This window comes from Streptomyces sp. NPDC045955 (genome assembly GCF_056430805.1).
In genome coordinates, this window is record NZ_JBWKKY010000002.1 from 86,232 (window position 1) to 103,165 (window position 16,934).

Consider the following 16,934-nt stretch of genomic DNA (forward strand, 5'->3'; position numbering starts at 1 on the left):
ACCTATCGACTTATTTATAGTTGGGCGCGGCCGGGGGGCTGGGAGCGGGGCCGAAGAGGGGAGACTGCGCGGTGGATCTGGCCTTGCTGCGGACCTTCGTGACCGTGCACCGGGCCGGCTCCTTCACCCGCGCCGCCGCCCTGCTCGGCCTCTCCCAGCCGGCCGTCACCTCGCAGATCCGCACGCTGGAACGGCAACTGGGCCGCCCCCTGTTCCTGCGGCAGGCCCGCGGTGTGACCCCGACCAGCATCGGTGACGAACTCGCCCACAAGGCGGCCCCGCATCTCGACGCCTTGGTGGAGATAGCCGAGACCGGCCTCGACGACGACTCCTCCTTACGGACGCTGCATCTGGCCGGCCCCCCGGAGTTCACCGCCGAACGAGCCCTGCCCGCCCTCACGGAGCTGACCGGAGAGGACGGCCAGGGCTTCGCTCTGCGCGCCTCCTTCGGGAACGCCGAGGAAACGCTGGAAGGGCTTTCCGCCGGGCACCATGATCTGGCCATCAGCACGGCCCGTCCGCGCGGCGCCCTGCTCACGGCGACCGCGCTCTGCGACGAGGAGCACGTCCTGGTCGCCGCCCCGCGCTGGGCCGAGCAGATCGGCGCCGGGCAGCCGGACCGCAAGCCGGAACCGGCCCTGGAGCAGGTGCCCGTGGTGGAGGTGCACGAGTCGCTGCCCTTCGTCTCCCGCTACTGGGCCTCCGTCTTCGACTCGCGCCCGGCCGCCCCGGGCACCGTCGTCGTCCCGGACCTGCGTGCGGTTCTGGCGTGCGCGGTCGCGGGCGCGGGTCTGGCGGTGCTGCCGCGCTATCTGTGCGCGGCCGCGTTGGAGCGGGGTGACGTCGTCGCCCTGCACGAGCCGGCGGTGCCGCCGCTGCGTACGTACTTCCTGGTGGTGCGCACCGGGACGCTCGCCATGCCTCATATCGCGCGGGCCCACGAGTGGTTGCAGCGGGCGGCGGCCGACTGGTGCTGAGGAGGCGCCCGAGGGCGGGTGCCGGGTAGCGCGGGCGCGCAGGTCGGCTGCCGGGCAGGTGCCTCACTCTGAGAGCTCGACCGGTGACTTTTCGCGATGTTTCACGTGGAACCAGCCGGGCCACATTTCACCCATGACCGTCCGACCCGTGGTCAAGCGCACCGCCCGTGCCGTTCTGCTGGACGGGGACGACCTGATCCTGATCAAGCGCACCAAACCGGGCATGGATCCCTACTGGCTCACGCCCGGCGGCGGGGTCGAGCCCGACGACTCGACCGTCGTCGACGCCCTGCACCGCGAGGTGTACGAGGAACTGGGCGCGAAGATCACCGACGTGGTGCCCTGCTTCGTGGACACCGTGGAGCACATCGGGGAGGACGGCGGCGCGACCGGTGTGAAGGTGCAGCACTTCTTCGTCTGCCGCCTGGAGTCCATGGATCCCTCCCTCCGCCACGGCCCCGAGGTGGACGAGCCGGTCGGCGAGTACGAGATCGTGCGCGTGCCCTTCACCCGGGTCGGCATCGCCTCGGTTCATCTGGTTCCGTTGTCGCTGCGGCACTACCTGGACGGCAACATCGAGGGCGTACGTGCCATGCACGCTCCCGACCTGGGCTGACACCGGCGGCGGGTCAGGGCCCGGCCGCGGCCAGCTCCTCGACGGAGTCGTGCCGTATGCGCTCCGACGGGATTCCGATGTCCCGCAGGGCGTCCACACCATTGCGGATCATCCCCGGCGGGCCCGAGAGATAGGCGTCGAACTCGTTCCACGGCCCGTAGGCGCGTACTGCGTCCGGAAGCTGCTGGTGTGCCAGCTGGTCGATGATCGCGTGGACCGAGAGCCAGGGGTGACTCTGCTGGAGGCGGAGCATGGTGTCGATGTCGTACAGGTCATGGTCGGTGCGGGCCCCGTAGAAGACCTCGACCGGCCGGCGTTCGCCGTGCTCGGCGACGTCCTCGACCAGCGCCTTGATGGGCGCGATGCCGGTGCCGCCGCCCAGACAGAGCAACCCGCTGTCGGTGGTGTGGTCCACGGTCATGGAACCCGCGGGCGGGCCGAGCCGGACGATGTCACCGGGGCGGGCGCGGTGCACCAGGGCGTTGGAGACCCAGCCCGCCGGGACGGCCTTCACGTGGAACGACAGCAGACCGTCGGAGCGGGGTGCCGAGGCGAAGGAGTAGTGCCGCCATATCCGGGGCCACCAGGGTGTCTCCAGGCTCGTGTACTGCCCGGCGAGGAAGGGGTAGGGCTGGTCCGGGCGGACGGTGACGACGGCGACGTCCGGGGTCCTGAGGTCGTGCGTGACGATCTCGGCGTACCACCAGGCCGGGGCACGCAGTTCGTCGGCGGCCGCCGCGTCGATCATGATCTGGGAGATCGTCGTGTACGTCCGGACCCAGGCCGCCTCCATCTCCGCGTCCCAGACCCCGGTGGCGTACTTGCTCAGCGCGCCGATCAGGCATTCGCCGACGGCCGGGTAGTGCTCGGGCCGCGTCCCGTACTTGCGGTGGCCCCGGCCGAGGTTGCGTAGGTAGTCGACCAGGACATCGGTGTTGTCGATGTGCTCGGCGGCCGTGAGCAGTGCCCTGAGCAGCCGGTCCCGCTGGGTGTCCATCGCGGCCGGGAAGAGCGGGCGCAGGTCGGGGTAGCGGACGAAGAGCAGGGCGTAGAAGTACGAGGTGACCTTGTCGGCCACCGGCGTGACCTCTGCCATGGCGCGGCGAACGAGGATGGCGTCCGGGGAGGCCTGGCCGGCCGGGGCGGAAGCGTCCGGCCCTGGGGACGACATCGGTGCGGGCCGCTGGGCGGGGACGCGCGGCTCGGCAGGAGGAGCCGTGGCGGAGGCGAAGGGCGCCGGAGGCGGTGTTCCCGTCGCGGGCGCGGGTCGTGGCGAGGAGGCCTCGGGAGAGGGGACGGAGTGCGGTGCCGTGGGGGCGGGCCCGGGTATCGCGTCCGGGGATTCGCGGGATTCGCGCTCCTGGTCCGGCACACCGGTGCTCGCGCCGTCCGTCGCCGAGGCGGGCGGGGCCGCCGTGCCGTCCGCCGGCGCTCCCGGGGCGGCCGTCTGCCGGCCCACCGGGCGTATCACCGCGGGGCGACGGCCGTCCGGCATCCCGGAGTCGCTGTCTGGCATCCCGGTCCCGTTGTTCGGCGTCCCGGACTCGTTGTCCGGCGTCCCGGACTCGTTGTCCGGCGTCGTCGTCGGCTTGTTGCGGGGCGTGAACCAGTCGCCCCCGCCGCCAGAAGTGCCGTTGTCGGCCGACGTGGTGGTCGGAGCGTCCATGGTGTGCCTCGCCTCGAACATCTTTCGGTCGGTCTGCGCACTTCCCCAGTCGGAAGGTGCCTGCTTTCCCCCGTGGACGGACGGCGTGCCCATCCGGTGTCGCGGCCAATGCGGCCACATTCAACCTGTGTTCCGGCTCTGTACGGACAAGTAAGGCAAGAGTGTGACATTGGCCGCAGTACTCCCTGAGCCTCCTACCCCGCCTGGGCAGCTCAGTCGCATAACCGGAAACGCGGGTTTTCGATCTCTCCGTCCCGTTAGGCTGCATTGCCCTGTACGCGGCCCACGCAGAACGGGTCAGCCGCCCCGGACGTGAACCGGAGTCGACCCTACCGGCCACCGCTGTGCACACAAGTCCCCCCTTGCCTCGTCACGAATGAGGGCACGGCGCGAATCATGAGCGTGGTCAACCGCCGGGCGACGCGCCTGTGTTTCACGTGAAACGTCCGGCGTCTGTCCGCGCTCTGTGCAGGGGGCTACAACTGGCCAAAAGCTCGTGTGTGTCTACGGAAAGAGGTGGACGTCAGGGGCTCCCGTCGGACAGCCTGACCTGCGTGCCGACTCCTTCCCTTGCCTCTTTGCCCATCCGCCGTCTGACGCTCCGCGATCTCGCCGCTTGCGCCGACTTGTCCGAGGACCGGGGGTGGCCACGGGAGGAGCACAAGTGGGGCTTCCTCCTCACGGCCGGGAGGGGCTATGGCATCGACGCCCCCGACGGCGGCCTCGTGAGTGCCTGCGTCGTCACCGAGTACGGACCGCAGGAGCGCCCCGCCCTCGCGGCGATCGGCATGGTCCTCGTCGCCGAACGGCATGCCCGACAGGGCGTGGGGCGCCGGCTGATGCACCACGTCGTCTCCGCGATGGGCACCACGCCCCTCACCCTGCATGCGACGCCGTACGGCCGGCCCCTCTACGAGGAACTCGGCTTCAAGGTCACCGGGCGGGCGGAGATGGTGAGCGGGCGTTTCACTCCTGGCGGGCCGCAGCCGGTGGTCACCACCCGTGCCGCGACCGCCGAAGACCTCTGCGCCATCCTCCGGCTCGACGAGCAGGCGTTCGGGACCGACCGCACCCACATCGTCACCCGACTGCCGGCCTTCGCCGACCAGTTGCGCGTGGCGGAGGAGAACGGGCGGATCATCGGATACGCGGCCGCCTGGCCGAACATGGACACTCATGTCGTCGGTCCGGTCATCGCGCGTGACACGTCGGTGGCCCAGGCCCTCATCACCTCCCTCGCCGCCCACACGGACCGTCCCCTGCGCACCGACATCGACGTACGGCACACGGAGCTGCTCGCGTGGGCCAAGGAGCGCGGTCTGGCGTCCGTGGCCTTCAACTCGGTGATGACCTACGGGATCACCGAGCTGCCCGGGGACTGGAGCCGTCGGTTCGCCCCGGTCACGGTCGCGGCGGGCTGAACCACCCCGATACGACAGCGCCGGCTCCCCAGGCATCGGGAGCCGGCGTCGTCTCACTAAAAGGGGCCCGGTCAGGCGAGGGCCTCCACGGCGGCCGGCCGCGGCGAAGGCGTGGTCCTGCTCCGGCGCACCGCCGTCAGCGGGGCGACTGCGGTGGTGGTGCTCATGAGGGGGTTCTCCTGGAAGACGTGTACCAGGTGCTGGTCCGGGGTGAGGGAAGGCGATGAGCCTGGCCAGGTGGCTCAGTGGTGGACGGCGGTCCGCTGCTCGGCCGGCGCTGATCCCGTGACGACGGTGCTGGGGGCACCCGTGCGGCGCTCCAGGCCGGCCGAGAGGAAGGCCAGGAGCAGGGCTCCCGCGGCCAGGGCGGCGCCGACCCAGTTGGGGGCGGTGTAACCGAAGCCCGCCGCGATCACGAGGCCGCCGAGCCAGGCGGACAGCGCGTTGCCGAGGTTGAAGGCGCCGATGTTCACGGCGGAGGCGAGCGTGGGGGCTCCGTGCGCCTGGTCGAGGACCCGCTTCTGGAGCGGCGGGACGGTGGCGAAGCCCAAGGCGCCGATCAGGGCGACCGTGACGGCCGACAGCAGCTTGTCGTGCGCGGTCAGGGTGAACAGAGCCAGGACGACGGCCAGGGCGCCCAGGGACACGTAGAGCATCGGCATCAGGGCGCGGTCGGCGAACCTGCCGCCCACGAGGTTGCCGCCGACCATGCCGAGGCCGAAGAGGACCAGCAGCCAGGTGACGGAGCCGTCGGCGAAGCCCGCGGTGTGGGTCATCATCGGCGCGATGTAGGTGATGGCCGCGAAGACACCGCCGAAGCCGAGGACGGTCATCGCCATCGCGAGCAGCACCTGCACGTTCTTGAACGCGGCGAGCTCGTGCCCCAAGCGCACTCCCTCCGGCTTGGGCATGTCGGGGACGAGCCGGGCGATGCCGGCCAGGCCGACGACGCCGAGGGCGGCGACGATGCCGAAGGTCACCCGCCAGCCGACGGACTGCCCGACGAGTGTGCCCACCGGCACGCCGACGACGTTGGCCACGGTCAGGCCGGTGAACATCATCGCGATGGCTCCGGCCTTCTTGTCCGGGGCGACGAGGTCGGCCGCGACGACCGAGCCGATACCGAAGAAGGCACCGTGGGCCAGGGAGGCGACGATCCGGCCGATCAGCATGACCGCGAAGGCGGGAGCGACTGCCGAGAGCAAGTTCCCGACGATGAACAGGCCCATGAGCAGCATCAGCATGCGCTTGCGGGAGACCTTGGTGCCCAGCACCGTCATCAGCGGGGCGCCGAACACGACACCGAGCGCATAGCCGGTCACCAGGTACCCGGCGGTGGGAATGGAGACCCCGTAGTCGCCCGCGACCTCGGGCAGCAAGCCCATGATCACGAACTCGGTCGTTCCGATTCCGAAGGCCCCGATCGCGAGGGCCAGAAGCGCGAGAGGCATGGAGAGGTACACCTTCCCAGACGATTGCAGGAGCGCTTTGCATGCGCCCACAATAGTTGCACACGCGGGCTATAGGCAAACGCCGTCAATTGCGGTCCTGCTCTATCCTGGGTGTCAGCCGCTCCGGGACGGAGGAAACGCCAATGACAGCGACGGATCCCGCGCTCACCGCTCTCGCCCAGAGCTGGTGCGCCCTCTCCCTGCTGCACGGGAGGATCGAGGCCCACATCGAGCGGGCCCTGCAGACCAAGCACGACCTGAGCGCACGCGAGTACTCCCTGCTCGACGTCCTCAGCCGGCAGCACGACGGGGACGGAGGGCATCTGCAGATGAAGCAGGTCGCCGACGCGGTCGTTCTCAGCCAGAGCGCCACCACGCGTCTGGTCACCCGGCTCGAGGACCGCGGGCTCCTGGAGCGCTACCTCTGCCCCACCGATCGCCGGGGCATCTACACGAACGTCACCGAGGCGGGCCTCAAGCTCCTCGAAGAGGCCCGGCCGACCAACGACGCCGCCCTGCGTGAGGCCCTCGACGAGGCGGCGAAGAATCCCGAGCTTGCCCCGCTGGTCCGGGTCGTGGAGACGCTGAAGGCCCCGGTGCCCGCATAAGTCGGCCTCCGCACCGGGCGTCCGTGCGTAGGGTGCGGTCATGGGAGATCTTGAGATACGCCCCGCGGCCTCCGGCGACGTCCCGGCGATCGTCGCCATGCTCGCGGACGACCCCCTGGGCGCCCAGCGTGAGTCGCCTGACGACCTGACTCCGTACCTGACCGCGCTGGAACGGCTCAGGGCCGACCCCAACCAGCGCCTGGTCGTGGCGGTCCGGGAAGGCCGCGTCATCGGAACGCTCCAGCTCACGGTCATTCCCGGGTTGTCCCGACGCGGCGCGACCAGGTCGATCATCGAAGGCGTGCGCGTCCATGCCGATGAGCGCGGCAGCGGCCTGGGAACACAGCTCATCGAGTGGGCGATCGACGAATCCCGGCGCCAGGGATGCCAGTTGGTCCAGCTGACCTCCGACAAGACCCGCACCGACGCCCACCGCTTCTACGAGCGGCTCGGCTTCACGGCCTCCCACACGGGCTTCAAGCTCCCGCTGTGACCGCATGCGGGTGGGCGCGCTGTTTCACGTGAAACAGCGCGCCCACCCGTGTCACCGCCTAACCGATGCCGCGCCACCCCTCGGGATCGACCCCACCCGGCACAGGGGCCGCCTCGTCGTATGGCTGCCGCGTGAACACGAACGAGCCGAGGTCCAGGTGGCTCACGGACCCGTCCGGCCGCCGTACAGCCTTCAGCAGCTCTCCCGCGTAGTAGCCCTCCAGCCCGGTCCAGGTGCCGTCGCCGTTCGGGTGGAACCGCGAGCGGCGCCCGTTGCCGGACAGCGGCTCCAGCGAGGCGAGCCCGTCGGCCGTGAGCCGCAGGGCGAAGGCGTACGTCCCCCAGTACCACTGGCCCGTCAGCTCCAACACCGACGGGTCGACCTCCGGCAGTGGCCTCCACGGAGCGGGAATGCGCGGTTCCGCCTCAGCGACGATACGGACGAGATCGGCGCAGACGCCGGACACCAGAAGGCCCGAGGTGCAGTTGGCCAGCACGACCGCCGCTACGTCGTCCTCCACGCTGATGCTCACGCTCGCCAGGAATCCCGGCAGGGACCCGCTGTGCCCCACGAGCAGTCGGCCGTGGCGGCTCTGCACCTGCATGCCGAGGCCGTAGGCGTCACCGGACATCACGTCCGCGGCTTCCGGCGGAGCCGCCGGAGTCCGCATTTCCCGCAGGGACTCGGCGTTCAGCACCCTCTCGTCGCCCCTCAGCAGGAAAGCCGCGAACCGGGCCAGATCTGCCGTGGTCGACCATAGTTGACCGGCGGGTGCCATACGGCCGAGGTCCTCGGCGGGCTCGGGCAGCAGCACGTCGGCCCAGGGGTGCACGGCCCAGCCACCCGCGTGCGGGGCCTCGGGTCGCACGCCGGTTCGATCGAGCCCCAGTGGTTCGAGCACTTCACGCCGTAGTGCCTCCTCCCAGGAGACCCCCCGCAGCTCCTCGACGAGCGCGCCCAGCAGTGTGTAGCCGGGGTTCGAGTAGTGATGCCGCCGGCCGACGGGGTGCAGAAGAGGCTGCTCGCCGAGCACGTCGGACAGTTCCGGTCGCAGGGACCCGGGCGTGCGCTCCCACCACGGCCCGGGCGACTCGGCCGCCAACCCGCCCGTGTGGGCGAGCAGTTCGGCGATGGTGGCCTCCCCCGCGCCGGTACCCGGCACGTATTTCTCCAGCGGATCCCCGAGCCCGAGCAGCCCCTCGTCCCGCAGACGCATCACGAGAACGGCGGTGAAGGTCTTGGTGATCGAGCCGATGCGGTACTGGACGTGCTCGTCGGGCTCTTGACCGGCCACCGATGTCCGGGCGCCGTGCCACACAGCGCGCCCGTCCCGGACGACGGCCGCGACCAGCGACGGCGCCCGTCCCTCGGCCTGTGCCACGGCGATCCGGTGCAGCAGCGCACGGCTCGTGGCGGGAAGCAGCTCTTCCTGAGGTGTCGTCATGGCCCCAGTCCACCTGGCCCGGCCCGGTGAGTCGACCTTATTTCGCCGTCGGCACCGGATCAGGTCTGCGCTGGTACTGGATCAGGTCTGCGCCATGTCCACGAACCGCGAGTAGTGGCCCTGGAAGGCGACCGTGATCGTCGCCGTCGGGCCGTTTCGGTGCTTGGCCACGATCAGGTCGGCCTCGCCCGCGCGGGGCGACTCCTTCTCGTAGGCGTCCTCGCGGTGCAGCAGGATGACCATGTCGGCGTCCTGCTCGATGGAACCGGACTCACGCAGGTCGGAGACCATCGGCTTCTTGTCCGTGCGCTGCTCGGGACCACGGTTCAGCTGGGAGAGCGCGATGACCGGGATCTCCAGCTCCTTGGCCAGCAGCTTGAGATTACGGGACATGTCCGAGACTTCCTGCTGACGGCTCTCGGCCCGCTTGGACCCCCCGGACTGCATCAGCTGGAGGTAGTCGATGACCACAAGCCGGAGGTCGTTGCGCTGCTTGAGGCGGCGGCACTTGGCGCGGATCTCCATCATCGACAGGTTGGGGGAGTCGTCGATGTAGAGCGGGGCCGCCGAGACATCCGGCATCCGCCGTGCCAACCGCGTCCAGTCCTCGTCCGTCATCGTGCCGGACCGCATGTGGTGCAGGGCGACCCGCGCCTCGGCGGACAGCAGACGCATCGCGATCTCGTTGCGCCCCATTTCGAGCGAGAAGATCACGCTCGGCAGGTTGTTCTTGATCGAGGCGGCCCGCGCGAAGTCCAGGGCGAGCGTCGACTTACCCATGGCCGGACGCGCGGCGATGACGATCATCTGGCCCGGGTGCAGCCCGTTGGTGAGCGAGTCGAAGTCCGTGAACCCCGTGGGCACACCCGTCATCTCACCGCTGCGCGAGCCGATCGCCTCGATCTCGTCGAGCGCGCCCTCCATGATGTCGCCGAGCGGCAGATAGTCCTCGCTGGTCCGCTGCTCGGTGACCGCGTAGACCTCCGCCTGGGCGCGGTTGACGATCTCGTCGACGTCGTCGTCGGCCGCGTATCCCATCTGCGTGATGCGCGTACCCGCCTCGACCAGGCGGCGCAGCACGGCCCGCTCGTGGACGATCTCCGCGTAGTAGGCGGCGTTGGCGGCGGTGGGCACCGTCTGGACGAGGGTGTGCAGATACGAGGCCCCGCCGATCTTGTTGATCTCGCCGCGCTTGGTGAGCTCGGCCGCGATCGTGATGGGGTCGGCCGGCTCGCCCTTGGCGTAGACATCGAGGACGGCCTGGTAGATCGTCTCGTGGGCCGGCTTGTAGAAGTCGTGGCCCTTGAGGATCTCGACGACATCGGCGATGGCGTCCTTGGAGAGCAGCATGCCGCCGAGGACGGACTGCTCGGCCTCGATGTCCTGCGGCGGTACCCGCTCGAACGCCGGGGCGGCACCGCCGTCCCATGCCCGGCTGTCCCTGCCGCGCTCGTGTTGCTCGTCCCGGCCTCGGGCTCCCTCGCCACGTCGGCGGGAGGCGGGCAGACGATCACTGGGACCGCTGTCGGCCCACGGGTCGTCCAAGGGCTCGGAAATGCTCACCGAGCCACCTCCTCCCGTCCGCCGCAGCAGACCTCGCCGTGCCCCTCTTTTCTACGGCACGGCACTGACAAATGAGACGCCCAACTCCGGTTGGCCAACGCCGGTTTTGTGACGTTTTGAAAACCGGCAGACGGAGTGGGCGCCGGACCACGTTAGGCCTCTCGGCACCGTCAGCCAATCTGGTTATCCACAGGCCATGTGGACGACGGCCCAGATGCTGTGGAGAACTCCTCAAAACCTGTGCACGACCCGGTGGACAGGCCTGTGAACAAGCTTCGACCTGCCTTGAAGGGAGGGCCCTGACCTGCGACTTTGCCGTCCACCGGCTGTGCAGAAGAAAAACTTCCCCAACCGGCGCGAGATCACTTCGAACAGTGCACGGCAGTGCGCACCTCTGGACGGAAAGTAAGGGACACAACGCCGTTGCATCTCTTACCTGTGGACGATTAGATTGGTGCACATGACACAGGCCCCCACGCGCCGCAGAACCGGCCGAAGACAGCACGACCGAGAGATCGTCGCTCTGGCCGTGCCGGCCTTCGGCTCCCTCGTCGCCGAGCCCCTCTTCCTCATGGCCGACACCGCCATCGTGGGCCATCTGGGTACGGCCCAACTCGCCGGCCTCGGCGTCGCATCGGCCCTGTTGATGACCGCCGTCAGTGTCTTCGTCTTCCTCGCCTACGCCACGACAGCGGCGGTCGCCCGGCGCGTCGGCGCGGGCGATCTTCAGGCCGCCATCCGCCAAGGCATGGACGGCATCTGGCTGGCCCTGCTCCTCGGTGCTGCCGTCGTCGCCGTCGTCCTGTCGACGGCGTCCGGCGTCGTCGATCTCTTCGGCGCTTCGGACGCGGCGGCTCCCTACGCGACCACCTACCTGCGCATCTCCGCGCTCGGCATACCGGCCATGCTCGTCGTCCTCGCCGCGACCGGCGTCCTGCGCGGTCTCCAGGACACCAAAACCCCTCTTTACGTGGCCGTCGCCGGCTTCGTCGCCAACGGCGCCCTCAATGCGGGGCTCGTCTACGGCGCCGACCTGGGGATCGCCGGCTCCGCCTGGGGCACCGTCATCGCCCAGTGGGGCATGGCCGTGGTCTACCTCGCCATGGTCCTGCGCGGGGCACGCAAGCACGGTGCCTCGCTGCGCCCGGATGCCGCCGGGATCAGGGCCTCGGCACAGGCCGGTGTGCCCCTGCTGGTTCGTACGCTCTCCCTGCGGGCGATCCTGATGATTGCCACGGCGGTCGCTGCCCGTCTCGGGGATGCCGACATCGCCGCACACCAGATCATCCTGTCCCTGTGGAGCCTGCTCGCCTTCGCCCTCGACGCCATCGCCATCGCTGGGCAGGCCATCATCGGCCGCTATCTCGGAGCCGGTGACGCACAAGGGGCCCGCGATGCCTGCCGTCGCATGGTCGAGTGGGGTATCGCCGTCGGGGTCGTCCTCGGCATCCTGGTCGTCATCACTCGACCGGCGTTCCTGCCCCTGTTCACCAGTGACTCGGCGGTCAAGGACGCGGCGCTGCCAGCCCTGCTCATCGTCGCCCTCTCGCAGCCGATCTCGGGGATCGTCTTCGTCCTGGACGGGGTCCTGATGGGCGCCGGTGACGGCCCCTACCTGGCCTGGGCGATGCTGATCACTCTGGCGGTGTTCACCCCGGTCGCCCTGCTGGTGCCGGTACTCGGAGGTGAGCTCACCGCTCTCTGGGCCACCATGACGCTGATGATGACGGTGCGGATGCTGACGCTCTGGCTCCGCACCCGCTCGGGCCGTTGGATCGTGACGGGCGCGACCCGCTGACCGCCGGGCTGGGCCCACGCTCACTGTTTCACGTGAAACACCGCGTTTCACGTGAAACGACGATGGGGCCGCACCCCGAAGGGTGCGGCCCCATCGCTCACTGCTTCAGCGAGCGCGGCACTCAGGCCGCGACGACCTCGATGTTGACCTTGGCGGCAACCTCGGGGTGCAGACGCACGGACGTCTCGTGAGCGCCCAGCGTCTTGATCGGCGAGCCCAGCTCGATGCGGCGCTTGTCGACCTCGGGGCCACCGGAAGCCTTGATCGCGGAAGCGATGTCGGCCGGGGTGACGGAACCGAAGAGACGACCGGCGTCGCCGGAGCGGACAGCCAGGCGGACCTTGACGCCTTCGAGCTGGGCCTTCACCTGGTTGGCCTGCTCGATGGTCTGGATCTCGTGGATCTTGCGAGCACGACGGATCTGCTCGACGTCCTTCTCGCCGCCCTTGGTCCAGCGGATAGCGAACTTCCGCGGGATCAGGTAGTTGCGAGCGTAACCGTCCTTGACGTCGACGACGTCGCCCGCGGCACCGAGGCCGGAGACCTCGTGGGTGAGGATGATCTTCATGTGTCGGTCACCCTTCCCTTATCGCGCGGTGGAGGTGTAGGGCAGCAGCGCCATCTCACGGCTGTTCTTGACGGCCGTGGCGACGTCACGCTGGTGCTGCGTGCAGTTGCCGGTCACGCGGCGGGCACGGATCTTGCCGCGGTCGGAAATGAACTTCCGCAGCATGTTCGTGTCCTTGTAGTCCACGTACGTGACCTTGTCCTTGCAGAATGCGCAGACCTTCTTCTTCGGCTTGCGCACAGGCGGCTTCGCCATGGTGTATCTCCTGTGTGATCAAGAAGTTGGGGTGCGAGCCCGCCCTAGAAGGGGGGCTCGTCCGAGTAGCCGCCGCCACCGCCACCGGTGCCGCCGGAGCCACCGCCCCAGCCGCCACCGGCGCCCTGGTTGCCACCGGCGGGAGCGCCGGTCGCCCACGGGTCGTCAGCGGGAGCGCCGCCGCCCTGCTGGCCGCCACCGGGGCCGCCGCCCCAGCCGCCGCCACCCTGGCCGCCACCGCCACCGCCGCCGTAGCCGCCCTGGCCACCGCGGCCGGTGGTCTTGGTGACCTTGGCCGTGGCGTTGCGCAGGCTGGCGCCGACTTCCTCGACGTCCAGCTCGTAGACCGTGCGCTTGACACCCTCACGGTCCTCGTAGGACCGCTGCTTCAGCCGGCCCTGCACGATGACGCGCATGCCTCGCTGGAGCGACTCGGCGACGTTCTCCGCCGCCTGACGCCAGACCGAGCAGGTCAGGAACAGGCTCTCGCCGTCCTTCCACTCGTTCGTCTGGCGGTCGAAGGTGCGGGGAGTGGACGCGACACGGAACTTCGCGACGGCCGCACCGGAGGGGGTGAAGCGCAGCTCGGGGTCGTCGACAAGATTGCCGACCACCGTGATGACGGTCTCGCCTGCCATGGGGGAACCTCTCGGCGGGTTTGCTCTGGCTGCTTGCTACTCGAATCCCGGAATCAGCTGAGCGGAAGAGCTCAGTGGGTCTCGGGACGGAGGACCTTGGTCCGGAGGACCGACTCGTTCAGGTTCATCTGGCGGTCGAGCTCCTTGACGACCGCAGGCTCAGCCTGAAGGTCGATGACCGAGTAGATGCCCTCGGGCTTCTTCTTGATCTCGTACGCGAGACGACGACGACCCCAGGTGTCGACCTTCTCGACCTTTCCGCCGCCGTCACGGACGACGGAGAGGAAGTTCTCGATCAGCGGGGAGACAGCGCGCTCCTCGACGTCGGGGTCGAGGATGACCATCACCTCGTAGTGACGCATGTGGAACCCACCTCCTTTGGACTCAGCGGCCACGGTCGTTCCGTGGCAGGAGGGTTGTGATGCGTAGCAACGGTATCGGCCACCACTGACAGTCGGGGGTTCTGTCGAGAAACCCCCGTCGTGACATGGGCAGACACCGGTGCGGACGGTACAGACTACCCGCATAGTGGCTTGCGGTTGAAATCCGGCCGCGAGGGCAGCCAATCTGTACACATCGGGTGTGTATGGCGCTACGAAGCGCCGACTCTCGCAGGAGGTGCCCTATGGCACAGGCATTGCGACCCAACACCGCCGGCGGCCTCTTCGCCACGGACGGCAAGCCCCACCCCCTCCAGGACACCCTGCTCGCGGTGACCCTGGTGCTGGGCATCACGTCGTTCATCACGGCCCTCGTCGACGAGGACCTGCATCTGCTGAGCTCCTGGACCGGCCTGGTGGGCATCATCACCGGCGCGTACGGCCAGTGGGTCTCGGAGACGACCAGGGAGCGCTTCGGCCTGATCCTCGGCCTCGGTGCCGCGGGCGTCGGCTTCTTCCTGGGAATGGCGCACGGCGGTCTCTTCGGCGGTCTCATCGACTGACGCCAGGGACATCCCCTTCTGAACACCGGGTGCCGCCCCGGCCGCTCACGGGCCGGGGCGAGGTTCCGTACGCCCAACCGGCGCGCATCCAAGGCGCAGTAGGCTTCGCGCGAGAGCCGGAGCCCCTGACCCCATGGGGACACACCAGCCCGAGGAGCGCCCCGAAATGAGCCTGACCCTGAGGACCATCAGTCGAGAGCAGCATCTGGCCTACATCCAGAGCCTGCCGTCGGCGAGCCACATGCAGGTCCCGGCCTGGGCTGACGTCAAGGCGGAGTGGCGCTCCGAGAACCTCGGGTGGTTCGACGACAGGACGGGCGAGCTGGTCGGTGCCGGTCTGGTCCTCTACCGGCAGCTTCCCAAGATCAAGCGCTACCTCGCCTACCTGCCCGAGGGCCCGGTCATCAACTGGTTCGCGCCGAATCTGCAGGACTGGATCGAGCCGATGCTGGCGCACCTGAAGCAGCAGGGCGCCTTCTCGGTGAAGATGGGCCCGCCGGTGGTCATCCGGCGCTGGGAGGCCACCTCCATCAAGCAGGGCATCCAGAACCCCGACGTGAAGCGGCTGCGCGACATCGAGGCCGACCACATCGAGCCGCGCGCCTTCGAGGTCGCCGACAAACTGCGCCGCATGGGCTGGCAGCAGGGCGAGGACGGCGGCGCCGGCTTCGGCGACGTCCAGCCCCGCTACGTCTTCCAGGTGCCGCTGGCCAACCGTTCCCTGGAAGAGGTCCACAAGAACTTCAACCAGCTGTGGCGCCGCAACATCAAGAAGGCCGAGAAGGCCGGCGTCGAGGTCGTCCAGGGCGGCTACCAGGACCTCGAGGAATGGCAGCGGCTGTACGAGATCACGGCCGTGCGCGACCACTTCCGGCCGCGCCCGCTGTCGTACTTCCAGCGCATGTGGACGGCCCTCAACACCGAGGACCCCAACCGCATGCGGCTGTACTTCGCCCGGCACAACGGCGTGAACCTGTCGGCGGCGACGATGCTGATCGTCGGCGGGCACGTCTGGTACTCCTACGGCGCCTCCGACAACATCGGCCGTGAGGTCCGGCCCTCGAACGCGATGCAGTGGCGGATGCTGCGCGACGCCTACGCGCTCGGCGCCACCGTCTACGACCTGCGCGGCATCTCCGACTCGCTGGACGAGACCGACCACCTCTTCGGTCTGATCCAGTTCAAGGTGGGCACGGGCGGCCAGGCCGCCGAGTACCTCGGCGAGTGGGACTTCCCGCTGAACAAGCTGCTGCACAAGGCGCTCGACATCTACATGTCGCGCCGCTGATGTCACGTTCAGTGCTTCCATACCTCTGACACACGGCACCCTCTGACACACGGCAACCACTGCTTAACGGCAACCACGAGAAAGGTTCCAGGTCCGGCCATGGCGCTCACGCTCTACGTCGACACCGCGCGCTGGCGGGCGCACCACAAGCACGTGCAGGAGCAGTTCCCCGGCCTCGTGCCGGTCTGCAAGGGCAACGGCTACGGCTTCGGGCACGAGCGGCTGGCGGAGGAGGCCACCCGGCTGGGCTCGGACGTCCTCGCCGTCGGCACGACGTACGAGGCCGCCCGGATCAAGGACTGGTTCGGCGGTGACCTGCTGGTGCTGACGCCGTACCGGCGCGGCGAGGAGCCCGTGCCCCTGCCGGACCGGGTCATCCGCTCGGTCTCGTCGATAGACGGCGTGTACGGCCTGGTCGGTGCCCGTGTGGTGATCGAGGTGATGTCCTCGATGAAGCGGCACGGCATCGGCGAGCAGGATCTGGCCCAGCTGCATGCCGCCATCGAGAACGTCCGCCTGGAAGGCTTCGCGCTCCACCTGCCGCTGGACCGCACCGACGGCTCGGACGCGGTCGAGGAAGTCATCGGCTGGATGGACCGGCTGCGCGCCGCCCGGCTGCCGCTGCACACCATGTTCGTCAGCCACCTCAAGGCCGAGGAACTCATCCGGCTCCAGCAGCAGTTCCCGCAGACCCGGTTCCGTGCCCGCATCGGCACGCGGCTGTGGCTGGGGGACCACGAGGCCACCGAGTACCGCGGCGCGGTCCTGGACGTCACGCGTGTGGCCAAGGGCGAGCGCTTCGGCTACCGGCAGCAGAAGGCGGCCTCCGACGGCTTCCTGGTGGTCGTGGCGGGCGGTACGTCACACGGGGTGGGCCTGGAGGCCCCCAAGGCTCTGCACGGCGTCATGCCGCGTGCCAAGGGCGTCGCCCGGGCCGGCCTCGCGACGGTCAACCGGAACCTTTCTCCGTTCGTCTGGGGCGGCAAGCAGCGCTGGTTCGCCGAACCGCCGCACATGCAGGTCTCGATCCTGTTCGTGCCCGCGGACGCGCCGGAGCCGAAGGTCGGCGAGGAGCTCGTGGCCCATCTGCGGCACACCACCACGCAGTTCGACCGGATCGTGGACCGCTGACCGGCACCCGCACCGACGGGCCCAGCACAGCAAGAAGGCCGTACACGGGAACCGTGTACGGCCTTCGCATCGTC

At 69.3% G+C, this 16,934-nt stretch carries 17 protein-coding genes; 9 read left to right on the plus strand and 8 right to left on the minus strand.

The window, feature by feature from the left end; all coding sequences use genetic code 11:
• Positions 1 to 71: 71 nt before the first annotated feature.
• Together AC07F0_RS03690 and AC07F0_RS03695 are read left to right on the plus strand one after the other, a co-directional pair.
• A complete protein-coding gene (locus tag AC07F0_RS03690) occupies positions 72 to 977 on the plus strand; it encodes a LysR substrate-binding domain-containing protein (protein ID WP_086847956.1) in 906 nt (301 codons plus the stop codon).
• Positions 978 to 1,110: 133 nt separating this feature from the next.
• Positions 1,111 to 1,593: an NUDIX domain-containing protein gene (locus AC07F0_RS03695; RefSeq protein WP_086560458.1), complete on the plus strand. Its 483-nt coding sequence runs from the start codon at positions 1,111 to 1,113 to the stop codon at positions 1,591 to 1,593.
• Between the two features lie 13 nt (positions 1,594 to 1,606).
• On the opposite strand, the gene AC07F0_RS03700 is transcribed toward AC07F0_RS03695, so the two are convergent.
• Positions 1,607 to 3,259, minus strand: coding sequence for a globin domain-containing protein (locus AC07F0_RS03700; protein ID WP_478973774.1), 1,653 nt, complete (start codon positions 3,257 to 3,259; stop codon positions 1,607 to 1,609).
• A gap of 554 nt (positions 3,260 to 3,813) precedes the next feature.
• Here AC07F0_RS03700 and AC07F0_RS03705 point away from each other — a divergent pair.
• Entirely contained in the window at positions 3,814 to 4,680 is an 867-nt protein-coding gene (locus tag AC07F0_RS03705) for a GNAT family N-acetyltransferase (RefSeq protein WP_478973777.1), read from the plus strand.
• A 242-nt stretch (positions 4,681 to 4,922) separates the two neighbouring features.
• Here the strand turns inward: AC07F0_RS03705 and AC07F0_RS03710 are convergent, their stop codons facing one another.
• Complete coding sequence (locus AC07F0_RS03710) at positions 4,923 to 6,131, minus strand: MFS transporter (RefSeq protein WP_478973780.1); 1,209 nt, start codon at positions 6,129 to 6,131, stop codon at positions 4,923 to 4,925.
• Between the two features lie 143 nt (positions 6,132 to 6,274).
• On the opposite strand from AC07F0_RS03710, the gene AC07F0_RS03715 reads away from it, so the two are divergent.
• Positions 6,275 to 6,739, plus strand: a complete 465-nt coding sequence (locus AC07F0_RS03715) for a MarR family winged helix-turn-helix transcriptional regulator (RefSeq protein ID WP_478973783.1) — start codon at positions 6,275 to 6,277, stop codon at positions 6,737 to 6,739.
• A 40-nt stretch (positions 6,740 to 6,779) separates the two neighbouring features.
• Positions 6,780 to 7,232 carry an N-acetyltransferase family protein gene (locus tag AC07F0_RS03720; RefSeq protein ID WP_478973785.1) on the plus strand — a complete coding sequence of 151 codons (453 nt, stop codon included), beginning with the start codon at positions 6,780 to 6,782 and terminating at the stop codon, positions 7,230 to 7,232.
• A gap of 58 nt (positions 7,233 to 7,290) precedes the next feature.
• Here the strand turns inward: AC07F0_RS03720 and AC07F0_RS03725 are convergent, their stop codons facing one another.
• Entirely contained in the window at positions 7,291 to 8,676 is a 1,386-nt protein-coding gene (locus AC07F0_RS03725) for a serine hydrolase domain-containing protein (protein ID WP_478973788.1), read from the minus strand.
• Positions 8,677 to 8,757: 81 nt separating this feature from the next.
• Positions 8,758 to 10,239 (minus strand): replicative DNA helicase, encoded by a 1,482-nt coding sequence (dnaB, locus tag AC07F0_RS03730; protein WP_478973791.1) that lies wholly within the window; start codon positions 10,237 to 10,239, stop codon positions 8,758 to 8,760.
• Between the two features lie 460 nt (positions 10,240 to 10,699).
• Here dnaB and AC07F0_RS03735 point away from each other — a divergent pair, with 460 nt between their 5' ends.
• Positions 10,700 to 12,037, plus strand: coding sequence for an MATE family efflux transporter (locus tag AC07F0_RS03735; protein WP_478973794.1), 1,338 nt, complete (start codon positions 10,700 to 10,702; stop codon positions 12,035 to 12,037).
• A 121-nt stretch (positions 12,038 to 12,158) separates the two neighbouring features.
• Here AC07F0_RS03735 and rplI read toward each other — a convergent pair whose 3' ends face one another.
• The 4 genes from rplI to rpsF all read right to left on the minus strand — a co-directional run bounded on the left by rplI (position 12,159) and on the right by rpsF (position 13,860).
• A complete protein-coding gene (gene rplI, locus AC07F0_RS03740) occupies positions 12,159 to 12,605 on the minus strand; it encodes a 50S ribosomal protein L9 (protein WP_010032778.1) in 447 nt (148 codons plus the stop codon).
• Positions 12,606 to 12,623: 18 nt separating this feature from the next.
• Positions 12,624 to 12,860 (minus strand): 30S ribosomal protein S18, encoded by a 237-nt coding sequence (gene rpsR / locus AC07F0_RS03745; RefSeq protein ID WP_003949403.1) that lies wholly within the window; start codon positions 12,858 to 12,860, stop codon positions 12,624 to 12,626.
• Between the two features lie 44 nt (positions 12,861 to 12,904).
• Complete coding sequence (locus AC07F0_RS03750; protein ID WP_356928078.1) at positions 12,905 to 13,498, minus strand: single-stranded DNA-binding protein; 594 nt, start codon at positions 13,496 to 13,498, stop codon at positions 12,905 to 12,907.
• 71 nt (positions 13,499 to 13,569) lie between these two features.
• Complete coding sequence (gene rpsF, locus AC07F0_RS03755; protein ID WP_003991486.1) at positions 13,570 to 13,860, minus strand: 30S ribosomal protein S6; 291 nt, start codon at positions 13,858 to 13,860, stop codon at positions 13,570 to 13,572.
• A gap of 263 nt (positions 13,861 to 14,123) precedes the next feature.
• Here rpsF and AC07F0_RS03760 point away from each other — a divergent pair, with 263 nt between their 5' ends.
• The 3 genes from AC07F0_RS03760 (at position 14,124) to AC07F0_RS03770 (ending at position 16,860) form a co-directional block, all read left to right on the plus strand.
• Positions 14,124 to 14,441, plus strand: coding sequence for a hypothetical protein (locus tag AC07F0_RS03760; RefSeq protein WP_478973797.1), 318 nt, complete (start codon positions 14,124 to 14,126; stop codon positions 14,439 to 14,441).
• Between the two features lie 166 nt (positions 14,442 to 14,607).
• Positions 14,608 to 15,729, plus strand: coding sequence for a peptidoglycan bridge formation glycyltransferase FemX (femX, locus tag AC07F0_RS03765; RefSeq protein WP_355862012.1), 1,122 nt, complete (start codon positions 14,608 to 14,610; stop codon positions 15,727 to 15,729).
• Between the two features lie 99 nt (positions 15,730 to 15,828).
• The gene (locus AC07F0_RS03770; RefSeq protein WP_436728653.1) at positions 15,829 to 16,860 is read left to right on the plus strand and encodes an alanine racemase; all 1,032 of its coding nucleotides are present in this window, start codon (positions 15,829 to 15,831) and stop codon (positions 16,858 to 16,860) included.
• Positions 16,861 to 16,934 lie beyond the last annotated feature (74 nt).